This window comes from Streptomyces sp. NPDC102360 (assembly GCF_044766085.1).
GTDB lineage: Bacteria > Actinomycetota > Actinomycetes > Streptomycetales > Streptomycetaceae > Streptomyces.
On record NZ_JBIWLG010000009.1, the window covers coordinates 27,025 to 41,481 of the forward strand.

At 70.5% G+C, this 14,457-nt stretch carries 15 protein-coding genes; 10 read left to right on the plus strand and 5 right to left on the minus strand.

From position 1 onward, the window contains the following. Positions 1-28 precede the first annotated feature (28 nt). Positions 29-1,600, minus strand: coding sequence for a glycoside hydrolase family 20 protein (locus ACIRHA_RS29670; protein ID WP_403852233.1), 1,572 nt, complete (start codon positions 1,598-1,600; stop codon positions 29-31). 423 nt (positions 1,601-2,023) lie between these two features. Here ACIRHA_RS29670 and ACIRHA_RS29675 point away from each other — a divergent pair, with 423 nt between their 5' ends. The 7 genes from ACIRHA_RS29675 to ACIRHA_RS29705 all read left to right on the plus strand — a co-directional run bounded on the left by ACIRHA_RS29675 (position 2,024) and on the right by ACIRHA_RS29705 (position 7,776). Then, on the plus strand, positions 2,024-2,503 hold the full coding sequence (locus ACIRHA_RS29675; RefSeq protein WP_403852861.1) for a 2-oxo-4-hydroxy-4-carboxy-5-ureidoimidazoline decarboxylase: 480 nt from the start codon (positions 2,024-2,026) through the stop codon (positions 2,501-2,503). 149 nt (positions 2,504-2,652) lie between these two features. Next, a complete protein-coding gene (gene sdhC, locus ACIRHA_RS29680) occupies positions 2,653-3,033 on the plus strand; it encodes a succinate dehydrogenase, cytochrome b556 subunit (RefSeq protein WP_266713332.1) in 381 nt (126 codons plus the stop codon). 8 nt (positions 3,034-3,041) lie between these two features. Then, positions 3,042-3,527: a succinate dehydrogenase hydrophobic membrane anchor subunit gene (locus ACIRHA_RS29685; RefSeq protein WP_403852235.1), complete on the plus strand. Its 486-nt coding sequence runs from the start codon at positions 3,042-3,044 to the stop codon at positions 3,525-3,527. A gap of 19 nt (positions 3,528-3,546) precedes the next feature. Continuing rightward, on the plus strand, positions 3,547-5,301 hold the full coding sequence (sdhA, locus tag ACIRHA_RS29690) for a succinate dehydrogenase flavoprotein subunit (protein WP_403852237.1): 1,755 nt from the start codon (positions 3,547-3,549) through the stop codon (positions 5,299-5,301). Continuing rightward, positions 5,301-6,077, plus strand: a complete 777-nt coding sequence (locus ACIRHA_RS29695) for a succinate dehydrogenase iron-sulfur subunit (protein WP_403852239.1) — start codon at positions 5,301-5,303, stop codon at positions 6,075-6,077. The genes sdhA and ACIRHA_RS29695 overlap by 1 nt, the downstream gene beginning before the upstream one ends. Before the next feature lie 97 nt (positions 6,078-6,174). Continuing rightward, the gene (locus ACIRHA_RS29700; RefSeq protein ID WP_403852241.1) at positions 6,175-6,576 is read left to right on the plus strand and encodes a VOC family protein; all 402 of its coding nucleotides are present in this window, start codon (positions 6,175-6,177) and stop codon (positions 6,574-6,576) included. A 57-nt stretch (positions 6,577-6,633) separates the two neighbouring features. After that, positions 6,634-7,776, plus strand: a complete 1,143-nt coding sequence (locus ACIRHA_RS29705) for a D-alanyl-D-alanine carboxypeptidase family protein (protein ID WP_403852243.1) — start codon at positions 6,634-6,636, stop codon at positions 7,774-7,776. A gap of 14 nt (positions 7,777-7,790) precedes the next feature. Here the strand turns inward: ACIRHA_RS29705 and ACIRHA_RS29710 are convergent, their stop codons facing one another. Both ACIRHA_RS29710 and ACIRHA_RS29715 read right to left on the minus strand, forming a co-directional pair. Continuing rightward, positions 7,791-9,032 carry a metallophosphoesterase gene (locus tag ACIRHA_RS29710; protein WP_403852246.1) on the minus strand — a complete coding sequence of 414 codons (1,242 nt, stop codon included), beginning with the start codon at positions 9,030-9,032 and terminating at the stop codon, positions 7,791-7,793. Between the two features lie 12 nt (positions 9,033-9,044). Then, the gene (locus tag ACIRHA_RS29715) at positions 9,045-9,287 is read right to left on the minus strand and encodes an SCO4848 family membrane protein (protein WP_351342197.1); all 243 of its coding nucleotides are present in this window, start codon (positions 9,285-9,287) and stop codon (positions 9,045-9,047) included. A 109-nt stretch (positions 9,288-9,396) separates the two neighbouring features. Between ACIRHA_RS29715 and ACIRHA_RS29720 the strand changes: the two genes are divergently transcribed. After that, positions 9,397-10,638 carry a D-alanyl-D-alanine carboxypeptidase family protein gene (locus tag ACIRHA_RS29720; RefSeq protein ID WP_403852249.1) on the plus strand — a complete coding sequence of 414 codons (1,242 nt, stop codon included), beginning with the start codon at positions 9,397-9,399 and terminating at the stop codon, positions 10,636-10,638. Here ACIRHA_RS29720 and ACIRHA_RS29725 read toward each other — a convergent pair. After that, positions 10,625-11,533, minus strand: coding sequence for a YihY/virulence factor BrkB family protein (locus tag ACIRHA_RS29725; RefSeq protein WP_403852252.1), 909 nt, complete (start codon positions 11,531-11,533; stop codon positions 10,625-10,627). The two genes, ACIRHA_RS29720 and ACIRHA_RS29725, sit on opposite strands and share 14 nt — an antisense overlap. 101 nt (positions 11,534-11,634) lie before the next feature. Here ACIRHA_RS29725 and ACIRHA_RS29730 point away from each other — a divergent pair, with 101 nt between their 5' ends. Together ACIRHA_RS29730 and ACIRHA_RS29735 are read left to right on the plus strand one after the other, a co-directional pair. Next, the gene (locus ACIRHA_RS29730) at positions 11,635-13,035 is read left to right on the plus strand and encodes an FAD-binding protein (protein ID WP_403852255.1); all 1,401 of its coding nucleotides are present in this window, start codon (positions 11,635-11,637) and stop codon (positions 13,033-13,035) included. A 37-nt stretch (positions 13,036-13,072) separates the two neighbouring features. After that, positions 13,073-13,828, plus strand: coding sequence for a decaprenylphospho-beta-D-erythro-pentofuranosid-2-ulose 2-reductase (locus tag ACIRHA_RS29735; protein ID WP_403852258.1), 756 nt, complete (start codon positions 13,073-13,075; stop codon positions 13,826-13,828). A 20-nt stretch (positions 13,829-13,848) separates the two neighbouring features. On the opposite strand, the gene ACIRHA_RS29740 is transcribed toward ACIRHA_RS29735, so the two are convergent. Beyond that, positions 13,849-14,433 (minus strand): 2'-5' RNA ligase family protein, encoded by a 585-nt coding sequence (locus tag ACIRHA_RS29740; RefSeq protein ID WP_403852261.1) that lies wholly within the window; start codon positions 14,431-14,433, stop codon positions 13,849-13,851. Between the last annotated feature and the right edge of the window lie 24 nt (positions 14,434-14,457).

Genomic DNA, 14,457 nt, shown 5'->3' on the forward strand with positions numbered 1-14,457 from the left:
TCGCCACCAGAACAGCGGATCGCGACGGTCAGCCGTCCAGCTTGTCGGCCAGGGCAACGAACTTCGGCCAGCTCAGCTCCGGCGTCTTCGGGTCCCACAGCTTCTGCACGGTCGCCCGCAGCGGCATCCGGATGCCCTTGGCGACCTGCGCCGGGGTCTGCGCCCCCGAGATGTCGCACCACACGGCGAAGGAGCCGCCCAGGATCTGGTCGTCGTACTTCGCGGGCACCGGGCTCTTCCCGCGCACGACGCGCGGCGTCCAGCTCTTGTAGATCCGCTCACCGGTCGGATAGACGAAGGTGTTGGGCTGGCCGAGGACGTAGTACAGGTACTCGTCGTTGTAGTTGGTCAGCTTGCGGCCCTCGTCCAAGTACTCCAGCGGCTCGCGCGCCCCGATCTCCTTGCCTGTCCAGTACGCGACCTCGATGCCCTTGTCCGCGTCGACGACCCCGCCCTTGTAGAACCCGTCGTTCCAGGCCTTCAGGTTGCGGTCGTAGGGGGCCATGGTCTTCGCCCGGTCGTTGAGCCAGCCCTGGGCGAGGTCCTGGACCTTCGCGTTCGCCCCGTACTTCTTCCGCGCCGCGGCGGCGAGCTGCGGGTAGGAGGCCTCGGGGTTCTCGCTCATCAGCGCCCGGTACTCGTCGGCGCCCAGATGCCAGTACGCACCCTTGAACAGCTTCGCGTACTCCTTCAGCAGATCGTCGACGATCTTCGCGGCGCCCGGCTTCGAGATGTCTACGGCGCCGCGCGCCGCCACCCCGCTCGCGTCGCGCAACTGCAGATCCGGGTGCGCGGCGATCACGGCGCCCAGGTGCCCCGGCGAGTCGATCTCCGGCACGACCGTGATGTGCCGCTCGGCGGCGAGCTTCAGGATGTCCCGCACCTCCGCCTTGCTGAGGTGCTCCTTGGAGACGACCTCCGGGTGCGAGTCGGACGCGATCCGGAAGGACTGGTCGTCGGAGAAGTGCAGCCCCAGCTGGTTGTACTTGAGGTCCCCGATGTCCCGGATCCGGTCCTTGATCCAGTCGGCCGTGAAGTGCTTGCGCGCGATGTCGAGGCTGAACCCGCGCTGCGCCTTGGCCGGCTCGTCCGCGGTGACGCCCTCGGGCGCGGTGGCCCCGTCGTGCACCTCCTGCTTGAGGGTGCGCGTCCCGTAGTACACGCCGGTGTCGCTCGGCCCGGCGATCCGCACGGTGCCCGCCTTCACGGACATCCGGTACGACTCCGGGTTCGCGCCGCTCTTCCCGCCGAGCGCCAGCTCGACGTCGCCGGACCCCGCGTCCTCGCCCTCGCCCGCGTACTTCAGGCCCAGCTCGCGGGCGAGGAGCCGCCCCTCCTCCGCCAGTTCGCCGTCCTTCACGACGACCTTGCCGCCGTCCGGCTTCCAGCCCGGCCCGTGCGCGGGCGTGAAGTCCCGCACCTCGGGGATCGTGTGCGCGGGCTTCGACAGCGGGTACGAACGGGTGGGCGAGGGCGCCGCGGACGACGCCGACTTCCCGTCGGACGGCGACCCGCCCCCACCCGAGCACCCCACGCCCGCGACCAGGACGACCCCGACACCAACGGCCACCAGAGCCTGCCGCTCCTTCTTCACGAACACCTCGCTGAACCCCGAGAGACCGACACGTACGCCGCCGACGTTAACGGCGGCTCCCCAGGGGCGCGGGGACGTGTCAATTTGCGGCTCCGCCGCGTGGCGCAAACGCAACCACGACGCGTCGGACACCCACCAAGCAAACAGACCAAACCCCGGCACTCGTGCGCACCGTCACCCACCCATCTCAAACCCTCCCGTCCGAGTGAAATTCACGCTTCCTTAGGACACCCACCCCTCCCCATAGCTAGCGTTACGCCACAACCACCCCACCCCGCCCCGCCGGAGACCGCTCTGAGCCCCCTCCAGTCCCCCGGCCGCCTGCCCATACCGGCCCAGGCCACGGCACCCGCACCCGCACCCGCACCCGCACCCGCCGGAGGCCTCGCGCGCTTCAACGCGCTGCCGCGGGAGGCCGCCGAGCAGACACTGCACACGTGCTGCCGCAGCCGGGCCTGGGCGCGCCGGGTCGCGGCACACCGCCCGTACCCGGACGTGGACGCGCTGCTCGCCGCGGCGGACGAGGCGGCGTACGACCTCGCCCCGGACGACATCACCGAGGCCCTGACCGGCGAGGACCTGGTGCTGCCGCCCGACCCCGCCGTGTACTCGGGGCACTCGGGCTACTCGGCGTACTCGGTCGCCAACACCGCGCTGGTCGCGGCCCACAGCGCGTACCAGACCCGCTTCGGCCACCCGTTCGTGATCTGCCTGGACGACATCGCGCCCGGTGAGGCCCTCGATCACCTGCTCGCGGGCCTGCGCACCCGGCTCGGCCACGACCCGGTGCACGAGCGCGAACTGGCCGCCGAGGAGCTGCGGCGACTCGCCCGGGGCCGGCTCGCCCGGCTGACCCGCACGGAAACCGGCCGGGAAACCGGCATCAATAGCCCGTACGTGCCTGTTTGATTGCCTGTTTGATCACACATAAGCCCCCCGTGCGGATGTGCCGACAACTCGTCGATACGATGACGAGCGGCCGGTGGACCGTACCCGGCCGGGCCCGCCCGACACTGAAGCCGGCGCGGCTCTAGTCCCCGCTCCCGGAGGGTTCTTCCGTGCCGGCTGGAACGCTGTACCGCGGCCGGGAAGGCATGTGGTCGTGGGTGGCTCATCGAGTCACCGGTGTCCTCATTTTCTTCTTCCTGTTCGTGCACGTCCTCGACACCGCTCTCGTCCGCGTCTCCCCCGAGGCGTACGACGATGTCGTTGGTACCTATAAGACGCCGATCGTCGCGCTTCTGGAATACGGCCTCGTGGCCGCGATTCTCTTCCACGCGCTCAACGGACTGCGTGTCATCGCCGTCGACTTCTGGTCGAAGGGGCCGCGCTACCAGAAGCAGATGCTCTGGACCGTCATGGGCATCTGGATCGTCCTGATGGTCGGGGCCCTGTACCCCGTACTCGGCCACGCCGTCCGCGCACTCTTCGGGAGCTGAGGCCAGACATGTCTGCTGACACCACCCCCGCGACGCCCGGCGTCGGCCCCGTGGAGGGCGTTTCCCTCTACGACGTCGACAACCCGGCCCCGTACATCGAGGCGCCCCGCAAGCGCACCTCGAAGACCCCGCGTTCGACGCGCGGCAACTTCGAGATGATCGCCTGGCTCTTCATGCGCCTGTCCGGCGTGGTCCTCGTCGTCCTGGTCCTCGGCCACCTGCTGATCCAGCTCGTCCTCGACGGCGGCGTCTCCAAGATCGGCTTCGCCTTCGTGGCGGGCCGCTGGGCGTCCCCGTTCTGGCAGGGCTGGGACCTGCTGATGCTGTGGCTCGCGATGCTGCACGGCGCCAACGGCCTGCGTACCGTCATCAACGACTACGCCGAGCGCCCCAACACCCGTATGTGGTTGAAGGGCCTGCTGTACGCCGCGACGGTCTTCACCGTCCTGCTGGGCACGCTGGTGATCTTCACCTTCGACCCCAACATCCGTTAAAGCCGAGGCGAGCGAAACCGTGAAGATTCACAAGTACGACACCGTCATCGTCGGCGCCGGCGGCGCCGGCATGCGCGCGGCCATCGAGTCGACGAAGCGCAGCCGCACCGCCGTGCTGACCAAGCTCTACCCCACCCGCTCCCACACGGGCGCGGCGCAGGGCGGCATGGCCGCCGCGCTCGCCAACGTGGAGGAGGACAACTGGGAGTGGCACACCTTCGACACGATCAAGGGCGGCGACTACCTGGTCGACCAGGACGCCGCCGAGATCCTGGCGAAGGAGGCCATCGACTCGGTCCTCGACCTGGAGAAGATGGGCCTGCCGTTCAACCGCACCCCGAACGGCACCATCGACCAGCGCCGCTTCGGCGGTCACTCCCGTAACCACGGCGAGGCGCCGGTCCGCCGGTCCTGCTACGCCGCGGACCGCACGGGCCACATGATCCTTCAGACGCTGTACCAGAACTGCGTGAAGGAGGGCGTGGAGTTCTTCAACGAGTTCTACGTCCTGGACCAGCTGCTCGTCGAGGAAGACGGCGTCAAGAAGTCCGCCGGTGTGGTCGCCTACGAGCTGGCCACCGGCGAGATCCACGTCTTCCAGGCCAAGTCGGTCATCTACGCCTCCGGCGGCACCGGCAAGTTCTTCAAGGTGACGTCGAACGCGCACACCCTGACCGGCGACGGCCAGGCCGCCTGCTACCGGCGCGGGATCCCGCTGGAGGACATGGAGTTCTTCCAGTTCCACCCGACCGGCATCTGGCGCATGGGCATCCTCCTTACGGAAGGCGCCCGTGGTGAGGGCGGCATCCTCCGTAACAAGGACGGCGAGCGCTTCATGGAGAAGTACGCGCCGGTCATGAAGGACCTCGCGTCCCGTGACGTCGTGTCCCGCTCCATCTACACGGAGATCCGTGAGGGCCGCGGCTGCGGTCCCGAGGGCGACCACGTCTACCTCGACCTCACGCACCTCCCGCCGGAGCAGCTCGACGCCAAGCTCCCGGACATCACCGAGTTCGCGCGCACGTACCTCGGCATCGAGCCCTACACGGACCCGATCCCGATCCAGCCGACCGCGCACTACGCCATGGGCGGCATCCCGACGAACGTCGAGGGTGAGGTCCTCGCGGACAACACCACCGTCGTCCCCGGCCTGTACGCCGCCGGTGAGGTCGCCTGTGTCTCCGTGCACGGCGCCAACCGCCTCGGCACCAACTCGCTGCTCGACATCAACGTCTTCGGGCGTCGTGCGGGCATCGCGGCGGCCGAGCACGCGCACAAGACCGAGTTCGTCGAGCTGCCGGAGAACCCGGCGACGATGGTCGAGGAGCTCGTCGAGCGGCTGCGTGACGCGCAGGGCACCGAGAGCGTCGCGGTGATCCGCAACGAACTGCAGGAGTGCATGGACGCCAACGTGATGGTGTTCCGCACCGAGCAGACGATCAAGACGGCCGTCGAGAAGATCGCCGAGCTGCGTGCCCGCTACAAGAACGTGTCCGTCCAGGACAAGGGCAAGCGGTTCAACACGGACCTCCTGGAAGCCATCGAGCTGGGCAACCTGCTCGACCTGGCCGAGGTCATGGCGACCTCCGCCCTGGCGCGCAAGGAGTCCCGCGGCGGTCACTACCGCGAGGACTTCCCCACGCGCGACGACGTCAACTTCATGCGCCACACCATGGCGTACCGCGAGGTCGGCGACGACGGCTCCGAGTCCATCCGTCTCGACTACAAGCCGGTCGTCCAGACCCGCTACCAGCCGATGGAGCGTAAGTACTGATGGCTACCCCGACCATGGACAAGGCGGAAGCCGCGGGTGCGCCCGAGGCCGGCTTCGCCGACACCCCGAACATCACGATCACGCTGCGCGTGCGCCGGTTCAACTCGGAGGTCTCCGACGAGTCGAACTGGCAGGACTTCCAGCTGGAGATGGACCCCAAGGAGCGGGTTCTCGACGCGCTGCACAAGATCAAGTGGGAGCAGGACGGCACCCTGACGTTCCGTCGCTCCTGCGCGCACGGCATCTGCGGGTCCGACGCGATGCGGATCAACGGCAAGAACCGTCTGGCCTGCAAGACGCTTCTCAAGGACATCAACCCGGAGAAGCCGATCACGGTCGAGGCCATCAAGGGCCTCACGGTCCTCAAGGACCTCGTGGTCGACATGGACCCGTTCTTCCAGGCGTACCGCGACGTCATGCCGTTCCTCGTCACGACGGGCAACGAGCCGACGCGTGAGCGCCACCAGTCCGACGAGGACCGGGCCCGCTTCGACGACACCACCAAGTGCATCCTGTGCGCCGCGTGCACGTCGTCCTGCCCGGTGTTCTGGAACGACGGCCAGTACTTCGGTCCTGCCGCGATCGTGAACGCCCACCGCTTCATCTTCGACTCGCGTGACGAGGCCGGGGAGCAGCGCCTGGAGATCCTCAACGACCGTGACGGTGTGTGGCGTTGCCGCACGACCTTCAACTGCACGGACGCCTGCCCGCGTGGCATCGAGGTCACCAAGGCGATCCAGGAAGTGAAGCGCGCGCTGATCACGCGCCGCTTCTGACCTTCCCGGCTTTTCGCCGCAGGGCTCTGAAGGCCCCGTTCCCTTTCGGGAGCGGGGCCTTCGCCGTTTTTGCCCGCTTGCTCGCTAATCTTCCGCTATGCCACAAGAGCTGGAGATTCTCGGGTTCGACAACGTCCTGTTCCCCGTCGGCGATCTGGGCGAGGCCGTGGCCTTCTACGAACGCGTCGGCTTCCCTGTGAAGGCGCGGATCGACGAGGCCGGCATCGCGCTGCTGGCGGTCGGCAAGGAGACGCCGGGGCTGCTGCTGCGGGTCGAGGACGGCTTCGACCGCAGACCGCCCGCCTGGCCCGCGGGCCGCCTGTGGCTGGAGGTGCCGGACGCCCGCGCGACGGCCGACGCGCTGCGCGCCGCCGACGTCGAGCTGCTCGACGCGCCCTTCTCCACCTCCACCGGATACGTGGTGGAGTTCGCCGACCCGTGGGGCAACGTCCTCGGCTTCACGGACTACCTCAAGAGGCCGGAGCTGGCCCGGAGCTGAACCGGCCGCCGGGGACCCGCCGGTCTTTACCCGCCCTTTGGCCTGTACCTTCACGGGATGTCCGGCACCACCGCTTCCGCTTCCTCCACGCCCGTCACCCGCCGCGCCGCCCTCGGCCTCGGGGCGGGTGCGGCCGCCGCCCTCGCGCTGCCCGCGCAGTCCGCCTCGGCGGCCTCGGGGCTCCAGGTGCGGTACCGGGCGGGCGCGCCGAAGCTGCCGAAGCTCGCCGCGAAGGCGTGGCTGATCGCCGACAACGACAGCGGCGAGGTGCTCGCCTCGTACAACGGGCACCGCCGGCTGCCCCCGGCCTCCACGCTGAAGATGCTGTTCGCCGACACCGTGCTGCCGAAGTTCGACCACACGCTGAAGCACAAGGTGACGGCCGAGGATCTCGCGGACATACCGTTCGGCTCCAGCCTCGTCGGCGTCCAGGCCGGGACGACGTACAGCGTGCACCAGTTGTGGCAGGGCGTGTTCCTTCGCTCCGGCAACGACGCGGTGCATGTGCTCGCGAACATGAACGGCGGCGTCGACAGGACGGTCGCGCAGATGCAGGCCCGCGCGAAGGACCTCCAGGCGAACGACACGCACGTCGTGAGCCCCGACGGCTTCGACCACAAGGGGCAGGTCTCGTCCGCGTACGACCTGACGCTCTTCGCCCGCGCCGGGCTGAAGAACGACGACTTCCGCGGCTACTGCGCCACCAAGGTCGCCGACTTCCCTGCGGGCGGCTCCAAGACCTTCCAGATCCAGAACACCGACCGCCTCCTCACCGGGCAGGGCGTCACCCCGTACGAGGGCCTCATCGGCGTCAAGAACGGCTACACCTCGCACGCGGGCAACACCTTCACCGGCGCCGCCACCCACGGCGGCCGCACCCTCCTGGTCACCGTCATGCACCCGAAGTCCGGCTACGAGGCGGTGTACGAGGAGACGGCCGCGCTGCTCGACTGGGGCTTCGCGGCCGCGAACAAGGTGCGCCCCGTCGGTGCGTTGGCGACGCCGCTGAGCGAGCGCCCGAAGGCATCGACCCGCGCGCCGCACGTGGCGGGCGCGGGTCCCGCCGCGAGCACGGCCACCGGCTCGCACGGAGACGACTGGGCGCTCGGCGGATCCATGGCCCTGGCGGCCCTCGCGGGCGGCGGCCTGCTGGCCCTGCGCCGCCGCGCGAAGCCGACGGGACGGCGCAGGAAGGCCTGAGTCCTGCGCCGTCCTCAGGCCTGCTTGGAAGCCAGCTGCACCACGGTGATGTCGGACTGCGCGCCCACCCGCACCGGCGGCCCCCACGCGCCCGCACCCCGGCTGACGTACAGCTGGGTGTCGCCGTACCGGTCGAGGCCCGCGAGGGTCGGATTGGACGCGGCCGCGACGAGGTTGCCCGGCCACAGCTGTCCTCCGTGGGTGTGCCCGGAGAGCTGCAGGTCGACGCTGTGCTTCACCGCCTCGTGGATCATCACGGGCTGGTGGGCGAGGAGGACGGAGGCGCGGGAGGTGTCGCGGTCGCCGAGCGCCTTCGCGTAGTCGGGGCCCTCGCCGTAGTTCTCGCCCGCGAGGTCGTTGACCCCCGCGAGGTCGAAGGCCCCGATGCCGACGCGCGCGTTCTCCAGCGGCCGCAGGCCGAGCTCGCGCACGTGCTCCACCCACGGGTCCGCGCCGGAGAAGTACTCGTGGTTGCCGGTGACGAAGTACGTCCCGTGCCGCGCGCTCAGCCGCGCGAGCGGGGCGACGGCGGGCGCGAGATCCTCCACACTGCCGTCGACCAGGTCACCGACGACGGCGATCAGATCCGGCTGCGTCGCGTTGATGGTGTCGACGACCCGCTCGGCGAAGCCACGCCCGAGCACGGGCCCGAGGTGCACGTCGCTGACCACGGCGATCCTGAACCCGTGGGCCGCGCGCGGCAGTTTGGCCAGTGGCACGGTGACCCGCTTGACCGTCGGCCCGTTCAGCACGCCGTACGCGCCGGCCCCCACGACCCCCGCGGCGGCCACCGTCGCGGCGGCGCCGACGGTCCGGGCGAGGACGAGACGCCGGGTGGGCGCGGGGGCGGGCCCCACCCCCGGAACCGGGTCGAGGTCCCGCAGCTCCGGCACCGGCACCCGGACCGAGACCGCGCCCTTGGCGGCGGTCGGCGCCTTCCGTTCGAGGACGCGCCGCAGCAGGGGCCGCACGACCTCCCCCACGAGGAGCGCGAGCAGCAGATACAGCGCGAACGCCAGCCACAGGAACCCCGGCCACGCCAGCACCTGTTGCAGCAGGAACGGCGCCCCGCCACGCTCCGCCCCCAGCGCCGCGAACACCAGGACGGGACCGGCCACGAACACCACGGTGCCGGTCCGTCTGGGCCATCCGCCCTTGGCGGTCGTCTCCCGTACGAGACGGCGCCACGCGTAGTAGTGCAGCGCCGCGAAGGCCGCGAGAACGGCGGCGGCGACGAGTACGAAGACGACGATCATCTGCCCGGGCGCCTATGAGGTCCGACGCAGTGTGCGTACCGAACGCAACCCGATGCCCCCGACAACCGTCCCCAATACGAAGGAGACGACGGCGAGCGTCAGATGCACCCAGAAGTACGCGGTCGGATCCCCGGCGTCGTCGAAGGCGAGGCCGCTGCCGTCCTTGACGAGGTTTTTGACGAAAGTGATCCAGATGATCCAGCTCCACACCCCGAAGGCGAGCAGGAACCAGGACACGGGGCGGCTGAGCTTCATACCCTCAGTATCGCCGCGCGGCCGCGCGCACCGCCGCCGGGGTGGGCCAGGGCGAACACAGGCCGCAGCGGTGGAGACTTACGGGGCAGGTACAGGTACCTTCACCAGCGTGTCCGACTCCCACGCCGCGCGACCGACGTCGCACTTGAAGAAGGCCGCGGTGCTGTTCGCCGCATCCGCCCTGACGTTCGCCGGCGCGCTGCCCGCCGCCGCCGCGGACAAGGACAAGAACAAGGACGACGCCAAGCCGCCCGCGTCGATGTCCCGGGTGGGCGGCGCCCAGTTGGGGAAGCCGGGGACGCAGGTGAACCTCCAGGGGGGCGCGCCCGTCCTGCCGAAGGATGTGACGGCGAAGTCCTGGCTCGTCGCGGACGCCGAGTCGGGCGAGGTGCTCGCCTCGCACAACGCGCACTGGGAGCTGCCGCCGGCCTCCACGCTGAAGATGCTGTTCGCGGACACCGTGCTGCCGAAGTTCCCGAAGACGACGACGCACAAGGTGGTGCCCTCCGACCTGGCGGGGATGGGCGCCGGTTCGAGTCTCGTGGGCGTCAAGGAGGGCTTCACGTACTCGGTGCACGATCTGTGGCTTGGCGTCTTCCTGCGGTCGGGCAACGACGCGGTGCATGTCCTGTCCGCCATGAACCAGGGCGTCGCGCGGACCGTCAAGGACATGCAGGCGCACGCCGACGAGCTGCAGGCGGGCGACACCCACGTCGTCAGCCCCGACGGCTACGACATGCCGGGGCAGCACTCCTCCGCGTACGACCTGACGCTCTTCGCCCGGTCCGGGCTGCACAAGAAGGACTTCCGGGAGTACGCCGCCACGGCCACCGCCGAGTTCCCCATGAAGCAGAAGAAGGGGAAGACCACCAAGCAGTTCGGGATCCAGAACACCAACCGGCTGCTCACCGGTTCCCTGGGGCTGCCCGCGTACAAGGGCATCGCGGGTGTGAAGAACGGCAACACGACGAACGCGGGGGCCACGTTCACGGGGGTCGCCGAGCGCGGGAACCGGGTGCTGCTCGTGACCGTGATGAACCCCAAGGCGAAGGAGAGCCAGGCCGTCTACAAGGAGACCACGCGGCTCTTCGACTGGGGGTTCCAGGCGGACGGCAAGGTCTCCCCCGTCGGCCATCTCGTCGGGCCGAGGAGCAAGACGCCCGCGGGCGCCGCGTCCTCCGGCTCCGGTGACGCGGGGCCCCACAAGTCGGCCGCGCACGCCGCGGTCACCGGCGGCGGGTCCAGCGGCGTCGGGATCGCGCTCGCGATCGTGGGCGGGGTCCTGGTCGTCCTCGCGGGCGCGGTCTTCGTCGTCCGCAAGAAGTGGCCGCTGAAGATCACGAAGGGCTGATCTCCTCCGCGGCTGCCTCCGCCTCCGCCTCTTCGGTCTTGCGCAGGCCCACCCGGCCCGTCGCCGTCCACGCGGCGCAGAACAGCAGCAGTTTCGCGGTGAAGTTGATCCACAGGAGCAGGGCCACGGGCGTACCGAACGCGCCGTACATGCTCTTCGCCGCCACGTCCTTCATATAGCCGCTGAGCACCAGCTTCAGCAGCTCGAAGCCCGCTGCCCCGATCAGCGCCGCGGTGATCAGATCGCGGCGCCCCGGCTGCACTCCGGGCAGCAGGGCCAGGACGTAGAGCAGGATCAGGAAGTCCGCGAGGACCGCGATCGCGAAGGCGGCGGCCTGGAGCAGTATTCCGCCCCAGCCCGCCTTGTCGATGCCGATCTGGTCGGCCGTCCAGTCGACGGCCGTGGCCGCGAGGGTGGACGCCGCGAGCGACACGATGCCCGCGAGGCCGAGCCCGACGAGGATCCCGGCGTCCTTGAGCTTGCGCATGACCGGGTTCTCGTCGGAGTCGGGCAGCTCCCACACGTCCCGCAGGCACTGCCGCATCGAGCCGACCCAGCCGACGCCCGTGAACAGCAGCAGCGCTCCCGCGATGATCCCGATCGTGCCCGCGTTGTCGACCAGCGCCCCGATGTCCAACTGGTTGGAGATACCCGGAACCTGGTCGCTGAGCGTCTGCTCCAGCTTCTTCTGCTGCTCGGGGCCCATGGTGCCGGCGGCCACCGCGGCGGCCACGGTGAGCAGCGGAAACAGCGCGAGGAAGCTGATGAACGTCATCGCCGCGGCGAGCTGGGACCAGCGGACCTCGTCGAGCCGCTCGTAGGCGTGCCAGGCATGCGTCCGCATCAGCCGGGTGAACAGCGGCCCGACGACAGGGAGTTTCTTCAGCCAATCCATGATCTCAGCCTGCCCCCCATCCCCACTTCGATCACCCGTTCCGGTGAGCAGACGCAAGGTTTACGACAAACTTCGCACCTTCGGGCGATACGGTCACCGTCATGGTTGCCGACCCCGCTACCGACCCTGTATCCACTCTCCCCTCCGTCCCGCACTCCGTACCGGTCAGCGGCTGGGGCCGCACCGCCCCCACCTCGGCCCGCGTGATCCGCCCCCGCTCCTACGAGGACGCGGTCCTCGCGGTCCGGGACTGCGCCGCCACGGGACGCCGCGGGGGCATCGCGCGAGGCCTCGGCCGGGCGTACGGGGACGCGGCGCAGAACGCGGGCGGGGCCGTCCTCGACATGACGGGGCTCGACCAGATCCACGCCATCGACGCCGCCGGCGGCACCGTGCTGTGCGACGCGGGCGTCTCGCTGCACCGCCTGATGGAGGTGCTGCTCCCCCTCGGCTGGTTCGTGCCGGTCACGCCCGGCACCCGCTACGTCACGGTCGGCGGGGCGATCGGTGCCGACATCCACGGCAGCGACCACCAGGTCTCCGGCTCCTTCGCCCGGCACGTCCCGATGCTCGAACTCCTCACCGCCGACGGCGGGGTACGCGTCGTGGAGCGCGGCACCGAGCTGTTCGACGCGACGGCCGGCGGCATGGGCCTGACCGGGATCATCCTCACGGCGACCATCCAACTGCGGCGCGTGCAGACGTCGCTGATGTCGGTCGACACCGAACGGGCCGCCGACTTCGACGACTTGATGGTCCGGCTCGCCGCCACGGAGAACCGTCACCGCTACTCCGCCGCCTGGGTCGACCTCCTCGCGCGCGGCGCCGCGACGGGCCGCGGAGTGCTCACGCACGGCGAGCACGCACCGCTCGAAGCGCTGCCCGCCCGCGCCCGCAGGCACCCGCTGGAGTTCCGCCCCACCCGCCTGCCCGGAGCCCCGGACCTCCTCCCCGAGGGGCTGCTCGGCCCCACGAGCGTCGGCCTGTTCAACGAACTCCGGTACCGCAAGGCGCCCCGGGCCCGCACCGGTGAACTGCGCAAGCTCTCCGCGTTCTTCCACCCGCTCGACGGCGTACCGCACTGGAACCGCGTCTACGGGCGCGGCGGCTTCGTGCAGTACCAGTTCGCCGTCGGGCGCGGCGAGGAGGAGGCGCTGCGCCGCATCGTGCACCGCGCCTGCGAACGCCGCTGCCCGTCGCTGCTCGCCACCCTCAAGCGCTTCGGCGAAGGCGACCCGGGCTGGCTGTCGTTCCCGGTGCCGGGCTGGACCCTCGCACTCGACATTCCGGCGAGCCTGCCCGAACTGGGCGTTTTCCTCGACGAGTTGGACGAGGAGGTGGCCGCCGCCGGCGGGCGCGTCCACCTCGCGAAGGACTCCCGGCTGCGGCCCGAGCTGCTCGCCGCCATGTACCCGCGCCTCGACGACTTCCGCTCGCTGCGGGCGCACTGGGACCCGCGGGGGGTGTTCCGCTCGGACCTGTCACGGCGCCTCCGCCTGTGACCCGCTGCCCGCTCGAACCGCCTCCCTGGAGCCCCCGTTGAAAGACGCCTTCGGTACCCCCCAGTCCCTGCTCGTCCTCGGCGGCACCTCCGAGATCGCGCTGGCGACCGCCCGCCGCCTCGTCGCCCGGCGCACCCGCACCGTGTGGCTGGCGGGCCGCCCGTCGCCCGCGCTCGACGAGGCCGCCGCCGGGCTGCGCGCCCTGGGCGCCGACACCCGTACGGTGCCCTTCGACGCGCTGGACCCCACCGCGCACGAGGAGACGCTCCGCAAGCTCTTCGCCGAGGGCGACATCGACATGGTGCTGCTCGCGTTCGGCATCCTCGGCGACCAGGCCCACGACGAGGACGACCCGATGTCGGCGGTCCGTGTCGCCCAGACCAACTACACGGGCGCCGTCTCCGCGAGCCTCGTCTGCGCGCGGGCGCTGCAGTCCCAGGGCCACGGCTCGTTCGTCGTCCTGTCGTCGGTGGCGGGTGAGCGGGCCCGCCGGGCCAACTTCATCTACGGCTCCAGCAAGGCGGGCCTCGACGCGTTCACGCAGGGGCTCGGGGACGCGCTGCACGGGACGGGCGTCCACGTCATGGTCGTCCGCCCCGGCTTCGTACGGTCGAAGATGACGGCCGGGCTCGTCGAGGCGCCCATGGCGACGACTCCGGAGGCGGTGGCGCAGGCCATCGAGGTCGGGCTGCGGCGCAGGTCGGAGACGGTGTGGGTGCCGGGGACGCTGCGCGTGGTGATGTCGGCGCTGCGGCATGTGCCGCGGCCGGTGTTCCGGCGGCTGCCGGTCTGACGGGTCCTGCCTGGCGGGTCCTACCGGGCGGGCAGCCGGGGCCCGCGTGTCGTGCGGCCCGAGGTCTGCGCGGGCAGCGACGACGTGCCGAAGGTGAAGTCCCGCAGCCTGCGCCACACCCCGTCGGCGCCCTGCTCGTAGAGCGCGAACCCGGTGCACGCCCAGGCCGCCTCGTACGCGGCGAGCTCCGCGAACGCGCGGTCCATCAGCTCCTCGTCGATGCCGTGCGCCACGGTCACGTGCGGGTGGTACGGGAACTGCAGCTCGCGGGAGACCGGGCCCGACGCGTCCCGCACCTGCTTCTGCAGCCAGGTACAGGCCTCGGCGCCCTCGACGACCTGCACGAACACGACGGGTGACAGCGGCCGGAACGTGCCCGTGCCGGACAGCCGCATCGCGAACGGGCGGCCACCGGAGGCCACTTCCTCCAGGTGCGCCTCGATCGCCGTGAGGTCGGAGGCCTCCACCTCGGTCGGCGGGAGCAGGGTGATGTGCGTGGGAATGCCGTGCGCCGCGGCGTCGCCGAAGCCCGCGCGCCGCTCCTGGAGCAGGCTGCCGTGAGGCTCCGGGACCGCGATCGAAACACCGATCGTTACGGTCCCCACGTCATACTCCTGTCGTCGTGTGGC